This window comes from Vibrio hyugaensis, assembly GCF_002906655.1.
GTDB lineage: Bacteria > Pseudomonadota > Gammaproteobacteria > Enterobacterales > Vibrionaceae > Vibrio > Vibrio hyugaensis.
This window is the reverse complement of record NZ_CP025795.1, coordinates 1,389,834-1,412,843: the sequence shown is the minus strand read 5'-3', so window position 1 is coordinate 1,412,843 and position 23,010 is coordinate 1,389,834. Positions and strand designations below refer to the sequence as shown.

Annotated in this window: 16 protein-coding genes and 1 pseudogene; 12 read left to right on the top strand and 5 right to left on the bottom strand. The window is 44.7% G+C overall.

Translation table 11 applies throughout. The features are described from left to right. Positions 1-27 precede the first annotated feature (27 nt). From C1S74_RS23370 to C1S74_RS23340, 7 genes and pseudogenes are all read left to right on the top strand, one after another. A complete protein-coding gene (locus C1S74_RS23370) occupies positions 28-1,020 on the top strand; it encodes a membrane dipeptidase (RefSeq protein ID WP_045402513.1) in 993 nt (330 codons plus the stop codon). A 143-nt stretch (positions 1,021-1,163) separates the two neighbouring features. Then, positions 1,164-2,732 (top strand): BCCT family transporter, encoded by a 1,569-nt coding sequence (locus tag C1S74_RS23365; protein WP_425275346.1) that lies wholly within the window; start codon positions 1,164-1,166, stop codon positions 2,730-2,732. A gap of 112 nt (positions 2,733-2,844) precedes the next feature. Further along, a complete protein-coding gene (locus C1S74_RS23360; protein ID WP_045402507.1) occupies positions 2,845-4,584 on the top strand; it encodes a hypothetical protein in 1,740 nt (579 codons plus the stop codon). Continuing rightward, a pseudogene (locus tag C1S74_RS23355) lies at positions 4,581-5,313 on the top strand (DUF3726 domain-containing protein). The gene C1S74_RS23360 and the pseudogene C1S74_RS23355 overlap by 4 nt, the downstream one beginning before the upstream one ends. An 831-nt stretch (positions 5,314-6,144) precedes the next feature. Continuing rightward, positions 6,145-8,487 carry a M4 family metallopeptidase gene (locus C1S74_RS23350; RefSeq protein WP_045402504.1) on the top strand — a complete coding sequence of 781 codons (2,343 nt, stop codon included), beginning with the start codon at positions 6,145-6,147 and terminating at the stop codon, positions 8,485-8,487. A gap of 72 nt (positions 8,488-8,559) precedes the next feature. Continuing rightward, the gene (locus C1S74_RS23345; protein WP_045402501.1) at positions 8,560-10,086 is read left to right on the top strand and encodes a M28 family metallopeptidase; all 1,527 of its coding nucleotides are present in this window, start codon (positions 8,560-8,562) and stop codon (positions 10,084-10,086) included. A gap of 142 nt (positions 10,087-10,228) precedes the next feature. Continuing rightward, positions 10,229-10,621: a nuclear transport factor 2 family protein gene (locus tag C1S74_RS23340; RefSeq protein ID WP_005443841.1), complete on the top strand. Its 393-nt coding sequence runs from the start codon at positions 10,229-10,231 to the stop codon at positions 10,619-10,621. Between the two features lie 77 nt (positions 10,622-10,698). Here the strand turns inward: C1S74_RS23340 and C1S74_RS23335 are convergent, their stop codons facing one another. Together C1S74_RS23335 and C1S74_RS23330 are read right to left on the bottom strand one after the other, a co-directional pair. Further along, positions 10,699-11,493, bottom strand: coding sequence for a glycine betaine ABC transporter substrate-binding protein (locus C1S74_RS23335; protein ID WP_045402498.1), 795 nt, complete (start codon positions 11,491-11,493; stop codon positions 10,699-10,701). Positions 11,494-11,662: 169 nt separating this feature from the next. Continuing rightward, complete coding sequence (locus tag C1S74_RS23330) at positions 11,663-13,891, bottom strand: hypothetical protein (protein ID WP_045402591.1); 2,229 nt, start codon at positions 13,889-13,891, stop codon at positions 11,663-11,665. A 530-nt stretch (positions 13,892-14,421) separates the two neighbouring features. On the opposite strand from C1S74_RS23330, the gene artP reads away from it, so the two are divergent. From artP to artM, 4 genes are all read left to right on the top strand, one after another. Next, positions 14,422-15,150: an arginine ABC transporter ATP-binding protein ArtP gene (gene artP / locus C1S74_RS23325; RefSeq protein ID WP_103415413.1), complete on the top strand. Its 729-nt coding sequence runs from the start codon at positions 14,422-14,424 to the stop codon at positions 15,148-15,150. Positions 15,151-15,239: 89 nt separating this feature from the next. Continuing rightward, on the top strand, positions 15,240-15,971 hold the full coding sequence (locus C1S74_RS23320) for an arginine ABC transporter substrate-binding protein (protein WP_045402494.1): 732 nt from the start codon (positions 15,240-15,242) through the stop codon (positions 15,969-15,971). Between the two features lies 1 nt (position 15,972). Next, positions 15,973-16,662 carry an arginine ABC transporter permease ArtQ gene (gene artQ / locus C1S74_RS23315; RefSeq protein WP_038866518.1) on the top strand — a complete coding sequence of 230 codons (690 nt, stop codon included), beginning with the start codon at positions 15,973-15,975 and terminating at the stop codon, positions 16,660-16,662. After that, positions 16,659-17,327 carry an arginine ABC transporter permease ArtM gene (gene artM, locus C1S74_RS23310; protein WP_045402491.1) on the top strand — a complete coding sequence of 223 codons (669 nt, stop codon included), beginning with the start codon at positions 16,659-16,661 and terminating at the stop codon, positions 17,325-17,327. Before artQ ends, artM begins: the two co-directional genes overlap by 4 nt. Before the next feature lie 350 nt (positions 17,328-17,677). Here the strand turns inward: artM and C1S74_RS23305 are convergent, their stop codons facing one another. After that, positions 17,678-18,508, bottom strand: a complete 831-nt coding sequence (locus C1S74_RS23305) for a LysR family transcriptional regulator (protein ID WP_045402488.1) — start codon at positions 18,506-18,508, stop codon at positions 17,678-17,680. A gap of 118 nt (positions 18,509-18,626) precedes the next feature. On the opposite strand from C1S74_RS23305, the gene C1S74_RS23300 reads away from it, so the two are divergent. Then, positions 18,627-19,274, top strand: coding sequence for a glutathione S-transferase family protein (locus tag C1S74_RS23300; protein WP_045402485.1), 648 nt, complete (start codon positions 18,627-18,629; stop codon positions 19,272-19,274). A 45-nt stretch (positions 19,275-19,319) separates the two neighbouring features. Here the strand turns inward: C1S74_RS23300 and C1S74_RS23295 are convergent, their stop codons facing one another. Together C1S74_RS23295 and C1S74_RS23290 are read right to left on the bottom strand one after the other, a co-directional pair. After that, positions 19,320-21,083, bottom strand: coding sequence for a DUF3859 domain-containing protein (locus C1S74_RS23295; protein WP_045402483.1), 1,764 nt, complete (start codon positions 21,081-21,083; stop codon positions 19,320-19,322). Positions 21,084-21,405: 322 nt separating this feature from the next. Beyond that, entirely contained in the window at positions 21,406-22,923 is a 1,518-nt protein-coding gene (locus tag C1S74_RS23290) for an arylsulfatase (RefSeq protein ID WP_045402481.1), read from the bottom strand. Between the last annotated feature and the right edge of the window lie 87 nt (positions 22,924-23,010).

Below are 23,010 nucleotides of genomic sequence, written 5' to 3'. Positions count from 1 at the left end.
AGGCTCATTAACGTTTAAGGAGTGGTTATGTACCAACAACGGATTGTGATTGACGGATTGCAGTACTGCAATTGGGATCGAGAATACTTCCAAACGCTGAAGGCGAGCGGCATTACGGCTGTACATGCAACGATCGTTTATCACGAAAACGCACGAGAAACCTTAACTCGCTTTGCCGAATGGAACCTGAGATTCGAACAAAATGCAGACTTGATTATGCCTATTTACTCGATGGCTGACGTCGAGAAAGCAAAGGCAGAGGGTAAGGTTGGCGTCTTTTTTGGTGCGCAGAATTGCTCCCCAATTGACGATGAAATCGGCTTAATAGAAGTCATGCGTCGCCAAGGTTTGCTGATTATGCAGCTGACGTACAACAACCAAAGCTTATTGGCGACGGGGTGCTATGAGCAGAATGACTCGGGTGTCACACGTTTCGGTAAACAAGCCATCGAAGAGATGAATCGTGTCGGTATGATCATCGACATGTCCCACAGTGCAGAGCGCTCAACGTTGGAAGCGATAGACCTTTCTTCTCGCCCAATTTGTATCAGCCACGCGAATCCAACCTTTGCTCACGATGCGCTGCGCAACAAATCGAATACCGTCATCAAAGCACTCACCGAACGAGGTGGTTTGATTGGCTTTAGTTTGTACCCATTCCACTTACCAAATGGTAGCCAGTGCACACTTGAAGATTTCTGCCAAATGGTCGCGAAAACTGCTGACCTGTTCGGTGTGGATCATTTAGGTATCGGCAGTGATCTTTGTTTAAACCAACCACAGCAAGTGCTTGAGTGGATGCGCAACGGTCGTTGGTCGAAAGCTATGGATTATGGCGAAGGCTCAGCAAACAACTCTGGTTGGCCAGATGCGTTGCCATGGTTCAGCGGCAGCAAAGGCATGGAAAACATTTACAACGGCTTAATGCGCCACGGATTTACTGAATCCGAGGCAGGAAAAATTCTGGGTGAAAACTGGTTCAACTTCCTCACAGAAGGTCTGGAGGCAAGAGAGAGCTAACCCAACTAAACAAGGAATAGCCCGTTAAAAAACAATAATAGGCGGGTGTTAAAGTCACTGTTTGTAGCCGTTCAATGGCAGCTGCAATGAACCTCTGGAGTCAGAGTATGTCTGATTTAACCAATAGCGTGAAAGCTTCAACGATGAGCGTGCCATCAAAGAAGTCACAAGCAAATCACAACGACACAACAGCAAAAGAAAACTCACCTGATAAGTTGGGGCTTAGTAATCCCGCACTTTGGTATAGCGGCGGCTTTATTGCCCTGTTCGTTGCCATCGCACTGTATGATGGAGAACTCCTTTCAACACTGGTTAATACTGGATTCGCGTGGTCGGTAAAAGTCTTCGGTCCATATTGGCAATTACTGCTTCTTCTCACTTTTCTTATTGGTCTTGGTTTGGCAGCAGGGCGAACAGGCAAGGTGATGTTAGGTGGAACGACCAAGCCTGAAATGGACGGCTTCCGCTGGATGGCAATCATCTTTTGTACCTTACTAGCGGGTGGTGGTGTCTTTTGGGCAGCTGCAGAGCCAATTGCGCATTACGTGAGTCCGCCGCCATTGTATGGCCCACAAGAAAATCCACAGCAAGGTGCGGTGAATGCCTTATCACAGTCTTTCATGCACTGGGGATTCTTAGCGTGGGCAATTGTTGGCAGCTTGACGTCTATCGTGGTGATGCACCTTCACTACGATAAAGGCTTGCCGCTTAAACCTCGTATCTTACTTTACCCAATATTGGGTGAACGCGCACTGAAAGGCCAAACAGGTGCTTTGATTGATGCGTGCTGCATCATTGCTGTAGCGGCAGGGACGATTGGTCCAATCGGCTTCTTAGGTTTGCAGGTTAGCTACGCGTTAAATGTGCTATTTGATATCCCAGATGGCTTTACCACGCAATTGATCATCATTTTGTTTGCCATCGTACTTTACACCGTTTCAGCATTAAGTGGTCTGAATCGTGGTATGCAAATGCTTAGCCGATACAACGTAATATTGGCAATGGCGTTGATGGTTTACATCCTGATATTCGGTCCGACAGATTTCATCTTTAATGCTTATATTCAAGGTGTAGGTAGTATGTTGGACAACTTTATCCCAATGGCGACCTACCGTGGTGATGAAGGTTGGTTGAGCTGGTGGACAGTGTTCTTCTGGGGATGGTTCTTAGGCTATGGGCCAATGATGGCGATCTTTATCGCACGCATTTCCCGCGGTCGAAGTATTCGTCAATTGATTACGACCATCAGTATCATCGCGCCGCTTACGACGTGTTTCTGGTTCACCATTGTCGGTGGCTCTGGTCTAGCGTTTGAGATCGCAAACCCTGGCAGTGTCAGTGCCGCGTTTGAAGGCTTTAACTTACCTGGGGCATTGCTTGCGGTAACACAACAACTGCCAATGCCGATGCTGATTTCTATCTTGTTCTTGATTTTGACCACCATCTTCATCGTTACTACCGGTGACTCAATGACGTACACCATCAGCGTTGTGATCAGTGGTGAGACAGAACCAAATGCGATTATTCGTACTTTCTGGGGAGTGGCTATGGGTATCACGGCGTTGATTCTCATCTCACTTGGCTCTGGTGGTATATCAGCCCTGCAATCCTTCATCGTGATTACAGCCGTTCCAGTGTCATTAATTCTGTTACCGTCACTTTGGAATGCACCGCAGATCGCTATGAAGATGGCGAAAGAGCAAGGGCTATAACAACGGTTATAACAAAAAGATCAAACCCAATAACGTGGCGCTTGTGTGGGTGAATCCTCCCCACACCCGCACAAGCCCTTATTCTTACAATAAAAAATAGGTGGTGAGCAAAATGGATGCACATCGTTCTACTTACACTGAAACAACACTTCGCAACGCTGCAATTGTGATGGCGCCAGACAGGCTAGGGGCTATGCACCAAAATCGAATCAGCTTTGTGCGAAGTTTGATCCGAAAAATGGCGAGTCAGGAATGGCGAGTGAGCAAGCATGAGTGGCAATTGTGTCCACGCGGTTTTGGTCATGTAATTTACAAATTAGCGACGCCGGAACACATTTATCACTTGGTTGTTTTTTGCGATGAAATTGCTGATGAAGAGCGTAACGACCGAGTCATTGCTGAAAAATGGGACGTAACCTTTGCGCTGGTCAAAGGTGAAGTTAATGTTGAGTTGTTAGAGCAACTTCGAGCCAATGTGCCTTTGCAAGAAGCGGGGCGCAATCCAAACAATGTGCTTGTTCTTGCTCGTGCGAATAAGAGTGTTCGTGTGTTTGAACACATTGTGAATGCGCTTTCTAAAGGTGAGCAGCCAGAGCCTTCGGAACTGGCAGAAGTGGGTTACATCCTAAGAACCACCGCCGTTTATGGTAACGGTAAATTTGGTATTGCCGATTTTAAACTGCTGGAGAACAACCCTGATTTCAACCAATCGTTCAGTGCACAAATGTGTGCCGTTTATATGCTGCGTGAATTCAGTTTAGATTGGGTTCATTACCTTGCTGCGAAAAAAGGCGGAGATAATGCTGTTGCACTTCACAAAGGTCTGCAGCGCTATCTCGGTGTAGGGAACGCAACTGGCTTGGGTATGGCGCCATATTTAATCAACCATCCATGTATTGTTGACCAGTGGATGACATCACGTGAGCGTGCTATTGCCAATGTACTTGCCATGCCATGTGAACCTACCGAGTTAGAGCTGCCGTTAAAAGCTCTGCTTAAAAAAGCACAGCGACACTTAGAGCAAGTGATAACAATCAATGAACATCAAGATCAGCTTAATCATCAAGCGATTGCGGATCTCCAAGCGCTACAAATTAACTTAAATGCTTTGATGGCAGAGCACTCGAATTGGGCAAGCTTGATCAAACAAACCACAACCATGAGTTTGGAAGCCCAAGAAATCCTAACTTCATGTTTGATCGAGCTTTACCCGCCTTTGGTTGATGAATTTGAAAACCAAATGAACACCGATGAGTCACTCTCTATTCCTGGTGGAAAAAGCGTTCAAGATGTTTTGCAAATACTAGAGAGCAAATACCGTTGGTCAATCGATGCCGACTACACGTTACCAGAGAACAACTATTGGTTCTGGTATCGCTCACAAGACAAAGAAGAACCGAGACTAGGCATTCGTGGGGAAGAAATCGGTGAAGAACGTGAGTTGCCACTCGATATAGGTCGACAAGTTAATCGCTACTACCATGCATTGTTGAAATGTCTGCCTGAAACATCACTTGCGGAATTCTTATTGCAAAATCCGCAATACCGAGCGATTACACGACGAGTATGGACCCTTGGTAACCGTGAAATGGGCGACATTCAAATGAATGTGCTGCGAGAAGATGCGCTGCCAATGCATTTGCTACGCTGCAAGCTAGCTGTGTTTGGCGCGACCAAGTTTGACCCGCGTTCAGACCGATGGGTGCGCGTAACCTTCTTCCAAGGCGCGCCGCTCTTGGATGAGGTTCGTGACCCAGCTTATAACGATACATGGATCTTTCCCATCATGCCCGAGCGTGAAGAAATCGCGCAAAGTGACAATCAAAAAATCAGTAGAGGTTTTGCATTATGATCGTCTCGCATAACGAGCTGGTAGCAGCAGTAAACAAAGCCTTTCTTGGTATGCGTCGCCATTGTGGTGAAGCCGATGTGATTGCCAATATGGTTGCCGATTTACAGATGGTTGGGTTGAATGGTGTTCGTCACTTTAACAACGCGAGTTTATTCCTTAATTTGGACTCCGATTGTGCAGTGACTATTACAGGAAATACGGATTCAAGCATCGAAATCGAATTGCATAATGGTAGCGTCGCATGTCATCTGCCTGCAGTGTTGGACTTTGCACTTGAGAAAATGATTAACACGAAATCGGTCACCATTACACTCAAACAATGTCACAATCGATGGTTAGCATACAGTGAGCTCGCAAGGCTTTCAGCAAAGGGGATTGCCTGTCGTGCTCAATGGGTAAACGGGACTAGCCCAAAACGCACCTTGTATGTACTTAACCGAGGGCATATTGCACCAGAGGTTTTTTTTCTCTGACCAAGTGGAAGATCACAGTACGGATTACCACAGCATGACAATTGAGCTCTCCGTCAATGATTTTGATATCGAAGCAAGCTCACAAGGGTACTCCATCCACATAGAAGGGGAAGAACTGAGCCGTGCACAAAAGCAATCTTGGGACGAGGGTATTGCTGTCGAAGATGCCGAGTGGGAGACGTTAAAGCAAACTGCTACGGTTTTCCTTGTCGAGAACAGTGAACGTTCTATTCAAGGTGCAGGCGAATTAGTTTGATATTGATGCATTAACGAATAAAAGTGTGAGGTTACCCAAGGGTAGCCTTTTTTATTTTCTTAACGTTGCTCTCTTCCTTAGGTAACTCCACCGTTGTTAATATTATTAAATATAACGAACTTTGGTGGTTATATTTATATCCACTTTGTTTGATTTTGTCCTATCAATAAACATAGTCTTTGTTTTTAATGGTTTTAATAAATCTATCCTTTTACCTCTTGTTTAAAACCTGTTTGTTATTATCTTATTTGTAATTTATCTATTCAGAGTTATTGTTTTTATATTCTCTATGTTGACTACTTTCTTCTAATGACCTTTATTTTAATGTGGCTTATAGTGGTTGGTATCTACTTTAGTATTACTTAGTCATTTAAATTAAACAGTCTTTAGTGCGATTATAATCATAATCTCAGTGGTGGTTTTTAATTGGGATGGCATTCATTCTGAATTTAAGAGTGATATTTGATTATTGGTTTTTGTATTTGAAATTATAAAGTCAATTATGCTAACTTCACCGCTTGGTTCAGTATTGCCCCTCCTTATGTATTTCTAATCATTTAGTGTTAGTAGTATGCCTTATTCATAATTGGATAAAACAAACAATATTTTTAAACAAAAATATCTAGTGATAAAAATAATATTTCCACATTTTATAAATGAGATCTTTTTTCCTAAAAAAAGACCTTGTCATAAAATTGTAATTTTTATTTTTACCAGTTGCATGAATTTATTTAATTGATGTATCACAACTATTTTATTGATTTTAATTATCGACTTCGGTGTGTTTTTTTTCTGATAGATTCGACTCGAATACATCAAGGAGATAGATAAATGAAAATCAAGAAACGTCTGATAGCTATCGCTGTTGCAGGTGTAATGACGATGTCAGTACATGCAGGTGAATCAGTCACACTAAATAAGCCAGTGAACTTTACCAACTTCTCTGGGCTTAATTCGCAATTAGGTGTTAATAATGCATCTAGCTTTAAACAAGTTAAGAGCATCTACCTAAAGAAGCGTGGTATTTACAAGGTAAAGATTCAACAAAATGTTTGGGGCATTCCCGTATGGGGGCATTCGCTTAATGCGACTCAAAGTTTTAAAGGCGGTGCTTTAAAGGCCGTACAAGGCGATTATTTACGTGTGAACGATTTAGACCGAAGCTTTGTAAAGCCTAAATTGAACCGAGCAGAAGCGTTAAAAGTTGCGTCAAAGAACCTTGAGAATAAAGGTATCGCAGGCAAATTTCTAAGAAACGTCGAAGATGAGTTATTCATTTATCAAGATGGCAAACAAACGCGATTGGTTTACGTAGTTTCCTATCTGCTAGCAAACAGCCTTCAACCTTCTCGCCCATTTACCATGTTAGATGCGCACAGCGGCGAAGTTATCGATCGTTGGGAAGGGATTGCACATGCGCAAATTGGTACCGGCCCAGGTGGTAATGAAAAAACAGGCATGTATGAGTATGGTACGGATTATCATTTTCTTGATGTCCAAGAAGATGGCACCAACTGTGTGATGGAGTCGGAGAACGTTGTCACGGTTAACCTAAATGGTGCAACTGAAGGTTCTACACCATACAGTTATGAGTGCCCGCGCAATGAATTCCAAGAAATAAACGGTGCTTACTCTCCACTGAATGATGCCCATTACTTTGGCAATATCGTGTTCGATATGTACAAAAACTGGTTCGATACTGCGCCACTTACTTTTAAACTGATGATGCGTGTCCACTATGGAACGGGTTACGAAAACGCGTTCTGGGACGGCCAAGCGATGACGTTTGGTGACGGTGAGAGTTACTTCTACCCATTGGTCAGCCTTGATGTCTCAGCTCATGAAGTGAGCCACGGCTTTACCGAGCAAAACTCGGGGCTGGTTTATGCCAATCAATCTGGCGGTATGAATGAAGCCTTTTCAGATATGGCTGGCGAAGCTGCCGAGTTTTACATGAAGGGCGAGAATGACTGGATGGTCGGCAAAGACATCTTTAAAGAGGATGGGGCATTGCGTTACATGGATGATCCTTCACGAGATGGCTCTTCCATCAACCATGCACAAGACTACTATGATGGTTTGAATGTGCATTACAGCTCGGGTGTTTTCAACAAAGCCTTCTACCACTTAGCAACGACATCGGGTTGGGATACCAAAAAGGCGTTTGAATTGTTTGTGCTCGCGAACCAAATCTACTGGTCACAAGATAGTGACTTTTGGCAAGGCGCATGTGGCGTCAAGAACGCAGCAAACGACCTAGGGTATGACGCGTCTGCGGTTATGGATGCATTCGGCATTGTCGGTGTTGAGCCATGTGCTGAGCCGCCACTGCCGCCAGAGCCAGAATATCAGCGTCTTGAAAACGGTCAATCAGTGACCGTAGATGGCGCAACTGGGTCGAAAACCTATTTTGATATCGAAGTGCCGGAAGGCAAACCTCAACTTACGATCAATCTAACGGTGCCAAACGGTGACCCAGACATTTACGTTGGTTTAGATTACGCACCAAGCTCGAATGAAAACATTTGTTCTAGCTTGTCTGTTAGTGATGAAGTTTGTGTGATTGAGAACCCAGAGCAAGGTCGCTATACCGTGAACGTATTTGGTTACGCTGAGTATGACGGTGCAGAGCTAACGGCAACGTACGACGATAGCAGTGCAAACCTTCCTCCAGTAGCCTCGTTTGATCAGTCTGTCTCTGGCAAAGCGGTGACACTTCATAGCACCAGTAGCGATAGCGACGGCAGCATCGTTTCTTACCAATGGAACCTAGGTGACGGTAGCGCGCAAACCGGCGAAGTGGTGACGCACACTTATGCGGCAGCTGGTGATTATGCGGTGACGTTAACCGTCACTGACGATGCAGGCAGTGCGACATCAACCACACAAACGGTGACGATTGAAGAAGGCCAAACAGATGCGTTCCCGCTCAAACTCAACTTCGGTAACAAGTTCCCGAATGGTAAAGCTCGCGTGAAGCTGTCTTGGAAGTATGACACTAACGATTACTTCATTGTTAAACGTAATGGCAAGAACGTAGGTGCAACAGACTTTAAGTCTTACGTCGACCAGTTTGAACACAATGGCACTATCGACGTGGAATACCAAGTATGTACATCGGGCAACGTATGTTCTGAAACCAAGCGTTACCGATTCATCAAACCAAACAAATAACAACACAATAGCAAAAGGGCTCCAGACGGAGCCCTTTTTTCGTCAGTAAGGTTAGTAAAGGAAAATACCAACATGAAAAAGAGTCTTTTAGCATTGGCATTGTTGAGCAGTACGTTGAGCAGCAGTGTTGTAGCCAATGAATTGACCCAGCAAGAACAAGTTTGGATCACCACCGATGCGGATGCGTTGGATCTGATTACCAAACACGGAGCCACGGTTTATTCTGATTTCTTTGGTGCTCGTCCCGCTGTGGTCGCGAAAATATCGCCAGATCAGTTAGCGACGCTATCCAGTCACATGCATCATGAAAAACATCGCTGTGGTGGGTATATGGTGCACCCAGACAAAGCCAGTGCATTGAAAGCCGCAACCATGCCAACCACATTGAAGACGTTTAACAAACCGATGATCAGCCATCATGACACGGTTGAGGCTCTCATCAATCAAGTAGAGCCGACGAACTTGGTGAAGACCATAGAAGGCATGACGTCATTTACCAATCGTTTTTATACCACCGCTACGGGTGTTGAAGCCTCTGATTGGTTGCTGGCGCGTTGGAGCCAAGAAATTGAAGGTGTCTCTTATGCTTCTGCGGAGCAAATTTCCCATCGCGGCTACCCACAAAAATCTGTCGAAGTGACGTTGCTGGGTGCGAAATATCCCGAAGAAATTGTTGTCGTGGGTGGGCATCTCGACTCAACAGCTGGCGCATGGACAGAAGAGGGAACCATTTCTCCGGGCGCTGATGACGATGCTTCTGGTATTGCAACGGTGACTGAGTCACTTCGCTTAATGATTGCCAGCGGTATCCAGCCAGACAGAACCATCAAATTCTATGGCTATGCCGCGGAAGAAGTTGGGCTGAGAGGTTCGCAAGACATTGTTGAAATGCTGAAAGACGAAAAAGCCAACGTGCTATCCGTGTTGCAATTAGACATGACCAATTACAGCGGTTCTGCGCATGATATTACATTCATCACCGATTACACCGATAGTAACTTGACGGCATTTCTGTCTGAGTTGATTGATGTGTACACGCCTGAAATCACCTACCAGTTTGATCGCTGTGGCTATGCATGTTCTGACCATGCCTCCTGGCACAATGCTGGTTATCCGGCGGCCATGCCATTCGAAAGTTTGTTTGAAGACTACAACCCAAATATTCACACCCAATTTGATACGTTGGAAAATTCAGACCCGACCGCCTCGCATGTCAGCAACTTTGCAAAGCTTGCTATCGCTTATTTGATTGAATCAAGCATGGACAGCACGACTGGCGTGACCCCCTTACAAGATGGTGAACCTGTTGAGAATTTACGAGCAGGCTATGGAGAGGAACAGTTCTTTAGTTTTGAAACTCAAGAGGAGGGTAAGGTGACCATTTCCTTGTCTGGGCCAAGAAGTGGCGATGCGGATCTCTTTGTGAAATACAACGATCAAGTGTCAGTCAGTAACTTTGATTGTCGTCCATTTCAAAATGGGAGCAATGAACAATGTGTTCTAAATAAACCGGCAGGGACGTTCAGCATTATGGTGCGAGGTTATCGTAATTTCGACCAAACCAGCCTTGTCGCGAGATTTGAGAAAACAACCAACTGATCGTAAAGAGCACTTCTCATCAAACTCTAAATGCCGCATGACACAGTGCGGCATTTTTGTTTATTCGTTACGAGGGAAATGCTTCGCGCTTTAATTCTTGACTACGCTTTGTAGACGATCGTGAGTTGAATAGGAGAACCCCATGAGCACCTTGCAAATCGATATTGAAGAGAACAAACGCAATGCCATTGCTTTCTATGAGATGGCATATCGAGGAAACCCAAGAAAAGCGGTCGAGCTTTACGTAGGGGACGAGTATATTCAGCACAACCCATTAGTGGGTAATGGCCCTGATCCTTTTATCGCTTATTTCGAGAGAATGCAGGAAGAGTACCCAGAGAAAGACATTACGTTTGTTCGAGCCGTCGCAGAGGGCAATTTAGTGGCGCTGCATACGCACCAAACTTGGCCTGATGACGTGGAATACGTGACGATGGATTTCTTCCGCTTTGATTTAAATGGCAAGATTGTCGAGCATTGGGATGCCTTGCAAGAAATCCCGAAAGAGTCAGCAAACGGGAACACCATGTACTAACTCAACGTGCTTTGCCATGCAATTTAGCAATTTAGCAATGGAAGCAAGGCAAAGCACTATAAACTGAGTAAAACCTGTTAGATCTGGTTGTCTAACCACTCACGTGTCACCGCGTCTAACTCTCGTCCTTCACGACTGATTTTGTAATCCAATTCCGCAATGATGTCGTTTGAGAAACGTAGCGCGTCCAGTCTGCTCAACTCATCTTGAGTAAATTTATCTGATTTGTCTTGGCGCAATAGCAAAACGGCTTTATCGACAATACCCAGCAAACCTTTTGGTTCTGCGATTTCTCGAATTGCGTACTTATAGTGAAGAAATTGAGGCTTCCAAAGTGGCACGACAACCCATTGTTTGTTCTCTACCGCCTTCTCAAATGCAGTAAAGCAATCTTCTTCCGTCCCTGTGTGGAAACGGTAACCTGCTTCGGTCAGCGAGTATTCGTCCATCATCTTAATCGAAAAGCGTGTAATGCCCGCTCCAGGGTTGATGCCTTGAATATCCGAATTCATCTGCGCTACGACTTCTGGTTTCGTCAGGTCGCTTACTTCTGATACCAGTTCTTCAGGCACGTAATCTGGCACACCCCAAAGCGCGTAAGGTTCGTAGTGTAAGCCCAGTTCTAGCAAGGGTTGTACTTCCTCTACCGATGCTTTGTAAATGCCGTGACTTGATGGTAACCAAGCCGAAGAAAGCATATCTATTTCACCGGATTTGAGTTTTGAAAAGTTCTCTTCATGAGGTGAATAAACTCGCTCAACCTCAAAGCCCATATCATTGAGCACGTGACTAACAAGAGAAGCGGTAACGCGGTGGAAAGAAAGGTTAGTGACACCAAGTTTTATCGTTTTTGACGCGTGAGTACCAGTCATACTTAAATCCTTATTATGGAGCAGTGCGAAGGGGAGTCATGCACTGCTTTGTGACGGAAATAGTAGGCTTGCGGTGTAGAGGGATAAATAGCGCTGTCTTTGAATCACTGTCAAAAATGATTTGAGAATGACTGTTGGTAGGACAGGAAGAAGGATTAAAAAACTATTATCAATACAGCAAAAACAGCCCTTCATAACCTCCAATCTCTATTTGCGATACATACTCACCAATGTCGCCGTTTCTATCTACTGGTCTAATTGGCTTATCTAAATGGATGGTGATTTTCGGCGCTGAGAAATAGTCTGCACTTTTACCGAAAAAGTCAGTGCGATATAACACACGGCCTTTGCTGAACTCACGAGCTAACACCATTTCTGTTGGGCCTTGAGGGACTACATTGGTTTCTGACTGATAAGCAAAGTATGTATAGGTAGGCAATACGTAAGCTAACCCATCAGGAAGATCGGCATGAACGACTTCATTCATAGTTGAATCACCAATGACGGTGTAATCCGAAGGAGTAGGCGTGCTGGTGGACATCATTAACGGGGTCGCCATCATATTCTCTGGGACTTGATTCGCTGGGGCTCCTAAATCGATAGCAAGCAATGCACTAGGTTGATAAGCAATATTCTTTGGTACACCAGCCTTCCAAAAGTTATCGGCTGTGGTGTTATTACTTCCGTACTGATAACTGCTGTTCCATTGGTTAAAGTAGCTACGGTCAGGATGATGGTTTAAATAGAACGCGGCCAGTGCAGAATATTGGTCCTGTTTCCAATTCTCTTCCGTGTTACCAAAGTATTGAACGCGACCATGACGAGTTGTCGCTTGAAAAATCACCTTTTGATCGGCTTTGGCTAGAGCTGAATTATCCCAAAATTTGGCTAAACCGGCATAGCCGCTAAAGCCCGTAGAAGGAAATAGATAGTGCTCACGTAGATACAATGAACCGGCGTTGATTAAGTGTGACTGACCATTTCTTCCGTACAGATTTGCTGTCCCAATGTTTAGGCCAATCAACGAATCTACGTGCAGTGTCGCGAGTTTGTTTAAAAATGCCGAGAACTGTGCTTTATAGAGCTCATCGGCATCTTCACTACCGGCCACAAAGCCTAGTTCCTCAACAGTACCACCAGAGTAAACATAAAACTGATTGGGACCGATGAGTTTGTTCGTATCGTCATTGTAAGCACCATTCAAACCTTGTTGTGCCCACTCTGTTTGATAATAGTTATGCATTGCTTGAGCAAATTGTGGATTGGCAAGATTGGTCAGTGTCCATGATGAGCTTTGGTTCCACATACGACCAAATGGGATCACGCGAGATTCCCATCGGAAGCGGGCAGTGGCTTGCTTGTTCGTGCGATTTTTGTACTCACTCCAAGAGAGATAGTTGTCTTGATTTAAGTCTGCTGATTTGTCAAAACCACGGATTTTCCGCCACCCTTCAATAGATTGACCGTCGTACGTTGTTGTTGGTGCATCGGACAGGTTAACGATCTTGAAAGTGTTTTTTAACTTCACTTCTTTTAAGCGAGGGCGATGATCGACGTTGTCACCTTGCCAAGTAATTTTAATTGCGTATAAACGCCCTCCATCGCGCAAAAACGTCGAGCCAAAATACTGACCACCGCCATAGCTCAATCCGCTACCATCATGGGTGGTAGCTCGAATCCAATCTGAAGGAACCGACCAAATGACGGTTTGGTTCTTGGTCATGTTTTCGGTTTTGTCTTTCTTAATATTGACGCTTTTCCATTGCGATACTTGACCAAATGCATTGGCGGCAGAAGGGTACTCAATCTTGAAAGTGCCGCCTTGAGCAAACTGAGAGAATTTAAATACTAAGCGGTCGAACTGCTCGGAATGGTAGACATACAATGCGCCACCATTATTGGTTTGTTCAAACACATCTGCATCCCAAGGCGGTTGCTGGTAGAGCGAAAAACCGGCATGGTCGGCACTTGCTGTATAACCGACAATCATTGGTTTTCGATTGAGCAATGTGTTTTCACCATGGGTTTTATCGACTTCTGCAATGATGGTGTCTTCAGAAAAATGCAGAAAGTAATCTTCGTAATCGATGCCATTTAAGTCTGCTTGATTACGAATTGTGTTTTCCAGCCAACTCGAATTGAGCTCTAGCTTTTGGTTGTACATGTAACCAATGGCGTTGACGTGTTCGTTATCACTTTTGTTTTGATAAGCACCAAATACAACATCGGCATTATCCAATTCCCATTCAAGTGCCGCGGCAGCGGAAACAGGAGTATCTCGCAAATCGATACCTTGCTCATGTAATCCAGGTAATACGAGCGCAGTGCTGGCCCAAATAGTAGGCGAAAGAAGGCTCAAAGAACCAAGCGCAAGCAGCGCAGAACGATATGGCTTCATCATTGACTTGTCCCTATCAAAAACGTCGATAACTCAAATTGCGAGTCAAAATACGAGAAAAGTATTAGCGATAGGTATGACCAATTCAAGAAATGGCCGGAATGTAACTGCTTTATAAATTCTTTATGGTTCGAATAATCTTTGTGGATCAGCTTCTTCTAAAGTAAGTATGGACATTCTCAATTTTGAATCTTGAAGGATAGGGGATTTGCTACGCGAGATCTTTCTCAGAATGAGAGGGAAAGGTGCTTATGCAACCAGTCACTTTCTTTCGGAATGATGCTCTCAATCAATAGCGCTGCAGAGCTTCAGTTTAAGTCTCCAATGGAATTCTAAGCTATCGAAATTATGGGCTTTTTTGATCAACAAATCCGGTTAAAACCCCACTCATTGCACCAGTCATATACTCTGCTGAGTTGGTTGTTTCTTATACAAAAAATTAACAATCTAAATTTTTATACATTTTTATTGCATAAAATCTCTTTCTTGCTAGTATAACTCCTAGATGACAATTAATGCAGTATGGCAGCATGAGTATTCAAGTTAAAAGTATCAATAAGTCTTACGGCGATACCCAAGTTCTACACGATGTCAGTTTTAATTGTGAAAGCGGAGAAACGTTGGTGTTACTTGGTCCAAGTGGTGCAGGGAAGAGCTCTCTACTACGTGTTCTTAACCTTCTTGAAGGGGCGGATAACGGCCAATTAAACATCGCCGATGACACATTCGACTTTTCAACTGAAATCAAAGAGAAACAAGGTTTAGCGCTTCGTCGTAAAGTGGGCATGGTGTTCCAACAGTACAACCTATGGCCACACATGACAGTGATGGAGAATCTAATTGAGGCTCCGGTAAAAGTCTCTGGCATGAACAAAGAAGAAGCGAAGAAGCAGGCAATGCAAATTCTGGCGACGCTGCATTTGGCAGACAAAGCGGATGCATGGCCGATGCAGCTTTCTGGTGGTCAACAGCAACGTGTGGCGATTGCTCGCGCACTGATGATGAAACCAGACGTGTTGCTCTTTGATGAGCCTACCGCAGCACTTGACCCAGAAATCACGAATCAAGTGGTCAAAATTATTAATGATTTAAGCGAAACCGGAATTACACAAGTAGTTGTGACGCACGAGGTGGATTTCGCCAAGAAAATCGCTAGCCATGTCCTATACCTAGAACAAGGACACATCGTAGAACACGGCACGCACGACGCATTTGTTAATCCGCAAACCACTCAGTTTGCCGATTATCTAAATCACTAAATTACGTTTTTTAAAGTTCAGTCTATTTAACAGATAAGCTCGGCTGTCATTGCGAGTGTCAGCCCACTAAGTACACACGGAGTATTGCAATGAAAAAGATTCTACTAGCTTCACTAATCGGCCTCGTCTCAGCGAACGCAGCAGCACAAGAAGAGATCAAATTCGCGATGGAAGCGACTTACGCACCGTTCGAATACATGGATGAAAACAACCAAATCCAAGGTTTCGATGTGGATCTGGCGAACGCACTATGTAAAGAAATGGAAGCAAAATGTACCTTCCACAACCAATCTTTTGACAGCCTGATCCCTGCATTAAAATTCAAGCGTTACGATGCGGCTATCTCTGCAATGGACATTACTGACGCGCGTTTGGAGCAAGTGAACTTTTCTGACCCTTACTACGACAATTCAGCCGCGTTTGTTTCTATCAAAGAAAAAGTGGCTGATCAAAAAGCACTAGAAAGTAAGCGTGTTGGTGTACAAAACGGTTCGACGCACCAAAGCTACTTGATTGAGCAAATGCCGGGTGTAACAGCGGTTCCTTACTCAAGCTACCAAGACGCATTCATCGATATGAAGAATGGCCGTATTGATTCTGTATTCGGTGACACAGCAGTCGTAGCAGAATGGTTTAAGAAAGAAGACAACCTAGCGTACGTGGGCGAGCACGTCACTAACCCTAAATACTTCGGTAACGGTTTCGGTATCGCAGTAAACAAAGGTAACGACGAGCTAGTGAACAAGCTGAATACGGCACTGAAAACAGTGAAAGCGAACGGCGAATACGACGTAATCTACAACAAGTACTTCGGTAAGTAATATGGCACTAACGGGTTACTCTTTATCGCTTGTTCAAGCTAGTTGGATGACTGTCCAGCTAGCCTTCACAAGCCTTTTAGTCGGTTTGATTCTGGCAGTGGTATTCGCCAGTGGTGAAATGTCTCGCCGCGTTTTCGTTAAATGGCCAATGACGGCGTTTGTGACGATTGTACGTGGCTTGCCAGAAATCCTTGTCGTGTTGTTTATCTATTTTGGTTCGACGCAGGTTCTGTTTTTAATCACCGGCGACTTTATTGAAGTTAGCCCGTTCTTGTCTGGTGTGGTGGCGTTGTCATTGATCTTCGCTTCTTATGCTTCTCAAACTCTACGTGGCGCATTGAAAGCGGTTGGAAGAGGGCAGAGAGAAGCAGCAAGTGCGCTCGGCATCAGTCAAGCACATGCTTTTGTTCGCATTGTTTTGCCACAAGCAGTAAGGCACGCGCTACCAGGTTTAACTAACCAATGGTTGGTTTTGCTGAAAGACACCGCACTTGTATCACTGATTGGTGTAACGGACTTGTTGAAGCAAGCGCAGTTAACATCAGCCGCCACGCACGAAGCCTTTACATGGTATGCAACGGCCGCTGCAATTTACTTAGTGATTACGCTTGTTACGCAACGTGCAGTGAAAGTGATTGATAAGAAGTTCTCAATTCAAGGCATGAGCATGGGACAGGAGGCGACCGCATGAACGAACAACACGTTTGGCAAATGCTGGATGGCTTAGGCACTAGCCTTCAATTGACCGCCGCTTCTTTGGTGGTGGGCTGTTTCTTAGCTTTGATGATGACGCTGACTCTGATCCTACGTACTCCGGGTTTGCATTGGGTAAGCCGTGGCATCATCACCTTGTTCACAGGTACGCCTTTATTGGTACAGATCTTCTTGGTGTACTACGGTCCGGGTCAGTTTGATGCAGTAAGAGAAAGCGTATTCTGGACATGGCTAAGCCAACCTTGGTTCTGTGCGATGTTGGCGTTAGCGCTCAATACCGCGGCGTACAGTACTCAGCTGTTCAAAGGAGCGTTTAACGCGATTCCTTCCGGCCAATGGCAAGCGTGTCGTGCTCTGGGTATGAACAAAACGGCAACGCTAAAAGTGCTGCTGCCATACGCAATTCGTCGCGCTGTACCGGCTTACTCGAACGAAGTGATTTTGGTCTTCAAAGGCACGTCACTAGCAAGCACGATTACGATTATGGATCTGATGGGTTATGCGCAGCGCATTAACGCACAAACTTACGATACGTTGACGGTATTTGGTATTGCTGGTGCATTTTATTTAACTGTAAATGGTGTGCTAACTCTCATTTTCCGTCAGGTAGAGAAGAAAGCATTGGCGTTCGAAGCTTCGTAATTCCTAACGTCACATTCAATTTCACGATGCCTCTGCTTACTGACTCTCAAGCAGGGGCATTTTTTATTTGTGTAGTATTATACCCAAGTGACTTCAAGATGCAGGATTCAGAGTGTTGTCACTGGTTCGAGTTCAAGGAAAACAATGCAGTGTAATAGCAGGCTCTTTCCAAGTTGTTTGACGATGAAGTCGGCTCAGTGACATGCTCCCAAAGGGCGAGTTGTCTTGGCTTGCATACTTTGTTAACGATTTTTAATTTAGAGCGACTAGATCTTCAAATCGTTGCCGCGTCTGCCAGCCAAGTCATTCTCGCTGAACCAAGCATCTCGAGGTTACTTGGGTATAAAAGCTTAAGCCATTAACTCAACCAATTGCGTTAAGCATTCTTTATCCAGTATTGGATGAGGCTCGACACCTGTGACCAAAACGATATCCACGGAAGGCAGTGATGGCATATCGTCTAAGATCTTAAGATCCTCGCTAACGCTAATACTGCCCATCGCACCGATAGCCATGCCTGAACGTACAATTGCTCGTTGTGCAGAGGCCGTATTGCAACACGCCAGTAGTTGATAAGGAATACCACGTTTGGTTAATCCGTCTACTGCTGCCGCATGGTATTTACAGTCGGTTTGGAATAGGGCGAGAGGGAGAGGTTGAGCGTGCGCGATGTCAAAGTCAGAGTGAGCAATCCACACGCCTTTGTCGCTTGCTAGCCAGTATCCTTCTTCACTGTCCGGTGCTCTAGTCACAATAGCGGCGTCGAGCTTTCCTTCATCGAGTTTTTCTCTCAAGGAGATGCTTGGCTCACTGAAGACTTGAATCGAACATGTGGGCTCAGATTGTTGTAATACGCGGATGACTTTAGGTAGGATATTGTCATTGTAATCCTCGGGGCAACCTAAGCGAAGAGGGCGCTTGTTTTCATAACGTTTCACTTGTTTCAGTGCTTGATTGTGCAAGCTGACCAATTGCTCGGCGTGAGAGCGTAGTGCTAATCCTGCTTCACTCAATACTAGGTTGCGACCTTCTTTTTCAAACAAACTGACGCTGAGTTCGTCTTCCAGCTTACGCATTTGTGCACTGAACGCTGATTGGGTGCGATTGATCTGCTTGGCTGCACGAGTGAAACTGCCCGTTTCGACAAAAGCCAGAAAGCTGCGTAACGCATCGATATCCATATCTAAAACTCATCCATCGTTTTTGTTGAAGTGTTCCATCAAAACTATCCGTTAGTCCCCTTAAATACAATCAGATATTGTGAATGGGTACTCAAAACACGAACCGCATGGAGGCGTCATGAAACTGTTTATTGCTAACCAAAACTACTCAAGCTGGTCACTGCGCGCATGGCTGATCTTTTCTCAATTCAAATTGGATGTGGAAGTCACCAAGCTCAAGTTATTCACGGAAGATTTTTACAAAACCTTGGAAGGTATTACACCAACCGCGAAAGTACCTACCTTGGTGGATGGTGGCGCAACCGTGTGGGATTCATTAGCGATTTTGGAATACGTTAACGAGCAATACTTACAAGGCAAAGCATGGCCAAGCAACTCCCTAGAACGAGCTAAAGCACGCGCCATTGCCTCAGAAATGCACTCGGGTTTCTTTGATTTAAGAAATGAACTCCCAATGAATATCCGCGCACGCAGAAAAGTCGATCTAACGGATGGTGCGCGTAAGGATATTGCACGCATTGACGCTATTTGGGCAGAGCAAGCTAAGCTGTATCCGAACGGCTGGTTATTTGGAGAATGGTCGATAGCTGATGCTATGTATGCACCTGTGGCATTGCGTTTCCAAACTTACAGTATCGAGTTATCGGAAGGTGCCAAAGCTTACCAACAGAAGGTGCTAGCAAGTGAATCTCTAAAGCAATGGTTGGAAGAGGCGAGCCAAGAAACGGATATCGTCGAAGAAGATGAAGCAGGGGTAGAAGTTTAACGGTACTAGAGCCTCACTTGATTGGAGGCTCTATTCAAAAATACCTTATTTACTTTTCATACATTGAAGTACTTCTGTTCGCTCGAAATGATTTTCTTCTGCGTAGCTCCCCATTAAACACCCTGTATAAAAGAGAAAAGCATTTTTCAGAGCGTCTTTACTGTCAAACTTGCCCTTTTGTTTTTTGATTTCTCGTGCCATTAATGACTGGCAGCTCTTGGTATAAGGCTCAAGAGCTTGTTCACATTTACTGGTACTATCGAACCCAAAACAGCGCTGAAAGGCGGTTTCTTTACAAACATAACTAGAACCTTTGCCGAACAAGTTTTGCATGACCAGTGCTTCCTTGATTGAAGTGAGTTCTTTCGGATCATCCATATTGACTAGCTGGAAGGTTTTTTTTGCTACCACGCTATCGCGGTAAAGTATCTCGAGTTTCCAACGGCCGGACACCAGCTCGCTTTTATCGCCGAAATACCACATTGCGAGGTTACGATCATGCTTAAACATGGTGTCAGGCCAAGTGGATTCGGTGAACCCTTTGCCCGTTTTAGGATCGACAATCTTTGGATGTGTCATCCGGACGGTAATTGGAAATTTGTTGGTTTTTGCAAGGCTAGGTTCTACTTCACCCTGTGCATTCTTGGGCAACGTAACCGAGTATCGAAAGCCAATGTACTGGCCGAGTTTTGGCATCACCATTTGTGTTGGAGTCACGGTGTACTCTTTTCCCTCTTGCGTTATTACACCACCTTCAATAATGCTGACACGAGGAGATAGTTGGTTTGAGATGTTTTTCTCTTCGCTTGCTTGAGAGGTCGTTGTTAGAGCAGCCGCATAAGGTGAACCCTCGACTGAAAACAGATCAAACTCATGACCTCTAGGCAATGTAATATCATAAAGCGGGTTGTTGAATGCTGTGAACTTCTTCAAGGCCAGTTGTTGAGTCAGGTCCAGTTTGGTCAATTTATTATTGTTTAGCTCTAGTGACGTTAAGTCTGGGTTTTTACCCAATAAGAATTCGGCTAACTGGTTATAGTCTGCTTTAACTTCTTGCAGCTGTGTCTGCTGGCTTAAGTCCAAACTGGTGAGCTTATTATTGCGCACGTTAAGGTGCTTAAGATTCGCGTTTTTCAACAAATCAATCTCTTGCAATTGGTTTGATTGAAGAGATACGTGCGAAAGCTTTGGGTTATGGCTTAAGTCGATCGTAGTTAGGCTGCCACTTCCAAGAAAGAGCGTCTTGAGTTCGGAGTTTTGGCTAACGTCAAGCTCTGTCAGTTTATGGGCACTGAATCCAAGGTCACGCAACCGTGATAGGTGGCGAACGTCTATTTCTGCAATAGGCATTTTGTAGGCGTAGAGACTTTTCAGCTTCGAGTTCTTGTTGATGTTGAGCTGTGTCAGGTTGTTTTCTGAAACAGTCAGAGTTTCAAGCTCTGGGTTATGAGAGAGGTCGATATCTGTCAATTGGTTGTTCGCCAAGATCAGGCGTTTGAGCTTTGGATTATTTGTAGTATCGACGCTTTTAATATTGTTATTTAGGAGAATCAAGTCTTCTAGTGCAGGGAAAAATTTAATTTCTTCCACAGAGCTAATGTTATTGTTGGAGCAGTCGAGTTCGGTCAAAATATTTGGTGAAGACGCTTCATAGCCAGAAAAGCAATCAGCAAAGTTTGGGTCGACGAACTGAATGTCTCCAATAGTTTCTGGAGTGGAACAATAAGCAAAACCGGATAACGCCAAACCACTTGTTACCATCACCATTTTACCGGATAACCAGACTCGGTTTACCACTGACGCCTTCATATATGAATCCTTTTCGAAGTATTTTCTTTTTAGTTTTAGGTGCTCAATTGCCTTGCCGTTAGTGAATGCGGTCTCGACAATGAATAGAGCAACAATGAATAGATCTGCAGTAGTTTACGCAATTTCTCAAAATAAAACTGTAGGTAAACTACCGGAACTATTAGCTTTTTCATCTAAAGTTTTCTAATGGTGATGAACGTCGGTTATGTGATTTTCAGAGATGAGTCATAAAGACTTGAGACATAAAAATACGGAGTACAGATACCTGCGATAATATCCGTACTCCGTAGGCTTAGTACTTTTTTAAACTAAGTGTTAAGTATTAATTCCGTTGTGGTTGCGTCATGGCATCCACGACTTGCTCGATACTCAAAGAGCTGCCTTTGGTTGCTGGGAACTCTTTAAAGGTTTCTAGGAATTTTCGAACAATAGCTTGCGCAGGGACAAACATCCACATTTGGTCTGCGTAGAAGTGTCGGACATAAAGTGCAGAGTCTGGTCCTACTTCAAACGGGTCCATACGTAGGTTAACGATCAACGGCCAGCTTGGCGTTTTACGATAAGCCTCGTTGATGGCCCCCTCCATGATGGTGAAGTGAATCTTCCAATCTTTATAACGCAGAGCGTTTAAGTGGCCGCCGGCATCAAAGTAGAAGATTTCATTACGAGCACCTGTATCTGTTTTACCGGTAAGTAGGTCTAACTGGTTGTAGCCATCGAGGTGCGCCTTAAAGGTTTTGTTATTGGCTTCATGACCTTTAAGTAGCTTCTCTTTTACGTCTGGCTCACCGACGGCGGCCAATAGTGTTGGCATCCAGTCTTCTTGAGAGAAAATGTCGTTGATGACCGTACCCGGTTTGATTTGACCCGGCCAGCGAACCATCATAGGTACGCGGAAGCCACCTTCCCAAGTTGTACCTTTCTCACCTTTAAATGGTGTTGTACCACCATCTGGCCATGTGAATTTCTCTGCACCGTTATCGGTACTGAAAATTACGATGGTATTGTCGGCTACGCCCAGTTCATCAAGCTTCTTAAGCATCACTCCAACTTGATCGTCCAGATCCATCATGCCGTCGGCATAAAGGCCATAACCAGACTTCCCTTTGTATTCTTCACTTAGGTGTGTCCAAACGTGCATTCGCGTCGAGTTGTGCCAAATGAAGAAAGGTTTGTCGTCTTTCACGGCCTTTTCCATGAAGGCAAGGCTGGCTTCCATAAACTCTTGGTCAACGTTTTCCATACGCTTACGGGTGAGTGGGCCTGTGTCTTCAATTTTTCCGTCAGCGGTGGATTTAAGAACACCACGAGGGCCGAATTTTTTACGGAACTCAGGATCTTTAGGGTAGAACTCTGATTCTGGTTCTTCTTCAGCATTTAAGTGGTAGAGGTTACCGAAGAATTCATCAAAACCGTGGTTAGTAGGTAAGTGCTCGTCTTGGTCTCCTAGGTGGTTCTTACCAAACTGACCCGCAACGTAGCCGTGGTTTTTCAGTAGTTCAGCAATGGTTGGATCTTTTGCTTGAATCCCTTCTTTTGCTCCAGGCATACCAATGGTAAGTAAGCCTGTACGGAATGGGTGCTGACCGAGAATGAACGATGCGCGACCCGCAGTACAACTTTGTTGCGCGTAAGCATCCGTAAAAATGGCACCTTCCTTGGCAATGGTGTCGATGTTTGGTGTACTACCTCCCATCATGCCATTGTGATAAGCGCTAATGTTGTAAACACCAACATCGTCGCCCCAAAATACTAAAATGTTGGGTTTATCTGCTGCCAACAGACTGACAGGCGCGACCGCGCTCATCAATACGAGAAACTTCCTCAATATCCTCTTCATCGAGTCCTCCTGGACAATAAGTAGAATTCATTTCTTTTGGTGTGATTGATGCTAATTGACCGTGAACTGCTTAGTGAATTGCAAACT

Coding starts and splice junctions, on each gene's coding strand:
- C1S74_RS23370 (WP_045402513.1), top strand. CDS start 28: ATGTACCAACAACGGATTGTGATTGACGGATTGCAGTACTGCAATTGG.
- C1S74_RS23365 (WP_425275346.1), top strand. CDS start 1,164: ATGAGCGTGCCATCAAAGAAGTCACAAGCAAATCACAACGACACAACA.
- C1S74_RS23360 (WP_045402507.1), top strand. CDS start 2,845: ATGGATGCACATCGTTCTACTTACACTGAAACAACACTTCGCAACGCT.
- C1S74_RS23350 (WP_045402504.1), top strand. CDS start 6,145: ATGAAAATCAAGAAACGTCTGATAGCTATCGCTGTTGCAGGTGTAATG.
- C1S74_RS23345 (WP_045402501.1), top strand. CDS start 8,560: ATGAAAAAGAGTCTTTTAGCATTGGCATTGTTGAGCAGTACGTTGAGC.
- C1S74_RS23340 (WP_005443841.1), top strand. CDS start 10,229: ATGAGCACCTTGCAAATCGATATTGAAGAGAACAAACGCAATGCCATT.
- C1S74_RS23335 (WP_045402498.1), bottom strand. CDS start 11,493: ATGACTGGTACTCACGCGTCAAAAACGATAAAACTTGGTGTCACTAAC.
- C1S74_RS23330 (WP_045402591.1), bottom strand. CDS start 13,891: ATGAAGCCATATCGTTCTGCGCTGCTTGCGCTTGGTTCTTTGAGCCTT.
- artP (WP_103415413.1), top strand. CDS start 14,422: ATGAGTATTCAAGTTAAAAGTATCAATAAGTCTTACGGCGATACCCAA.
- C1S74_RS23320 (WP_045402494.1), top strand. CDS start 15,240: ATGAAAAAGATTCTACTAGCTTCACTAATCGGCCTCGTCTCAGCGAAC.
- artQ (WP_038866518.1), top strand. CDS start 15,973: ATGGCACTAACGGGTTACTCTTTATCGCTTGTTCAAGCTAGTTGGATG.
- artM (WP_045402491.1), top strand. CDS start 16,659: ATGAACGAACAACACGTTTGGCAAATGCTGGATGGCTTAGGCACTAGC.
- C1S74_RS23305 (WP_045402488.1), bottom strand. CDS start 18,508: ATGGATATCGATGCGTTACGCAGCTTTCTGGCTTTTGTCGAAACGGGC.
- C1S74_RS23300 (WP_045402485.1), top strand. CDS start 18,627: ATGAAACTGTTTATTGCTAACCAAAACTACTCAAGCTGGTCACTGCGC.
- C1S74_RS23295 (WP_045402483.1), bottom strand. CDS start 21,083: ATGAAGGCGTCAGTGGTAAACCGAGTCTGGTTATCCGGTAAAATGGTG.
- C1S74_RS23290 (WP_045402481.1), bottom strand. CDS start 22,923: ATGAAGAGGATATTGAGGAAGTTTCTCGTATTGATGAGCGCGGTCGCG.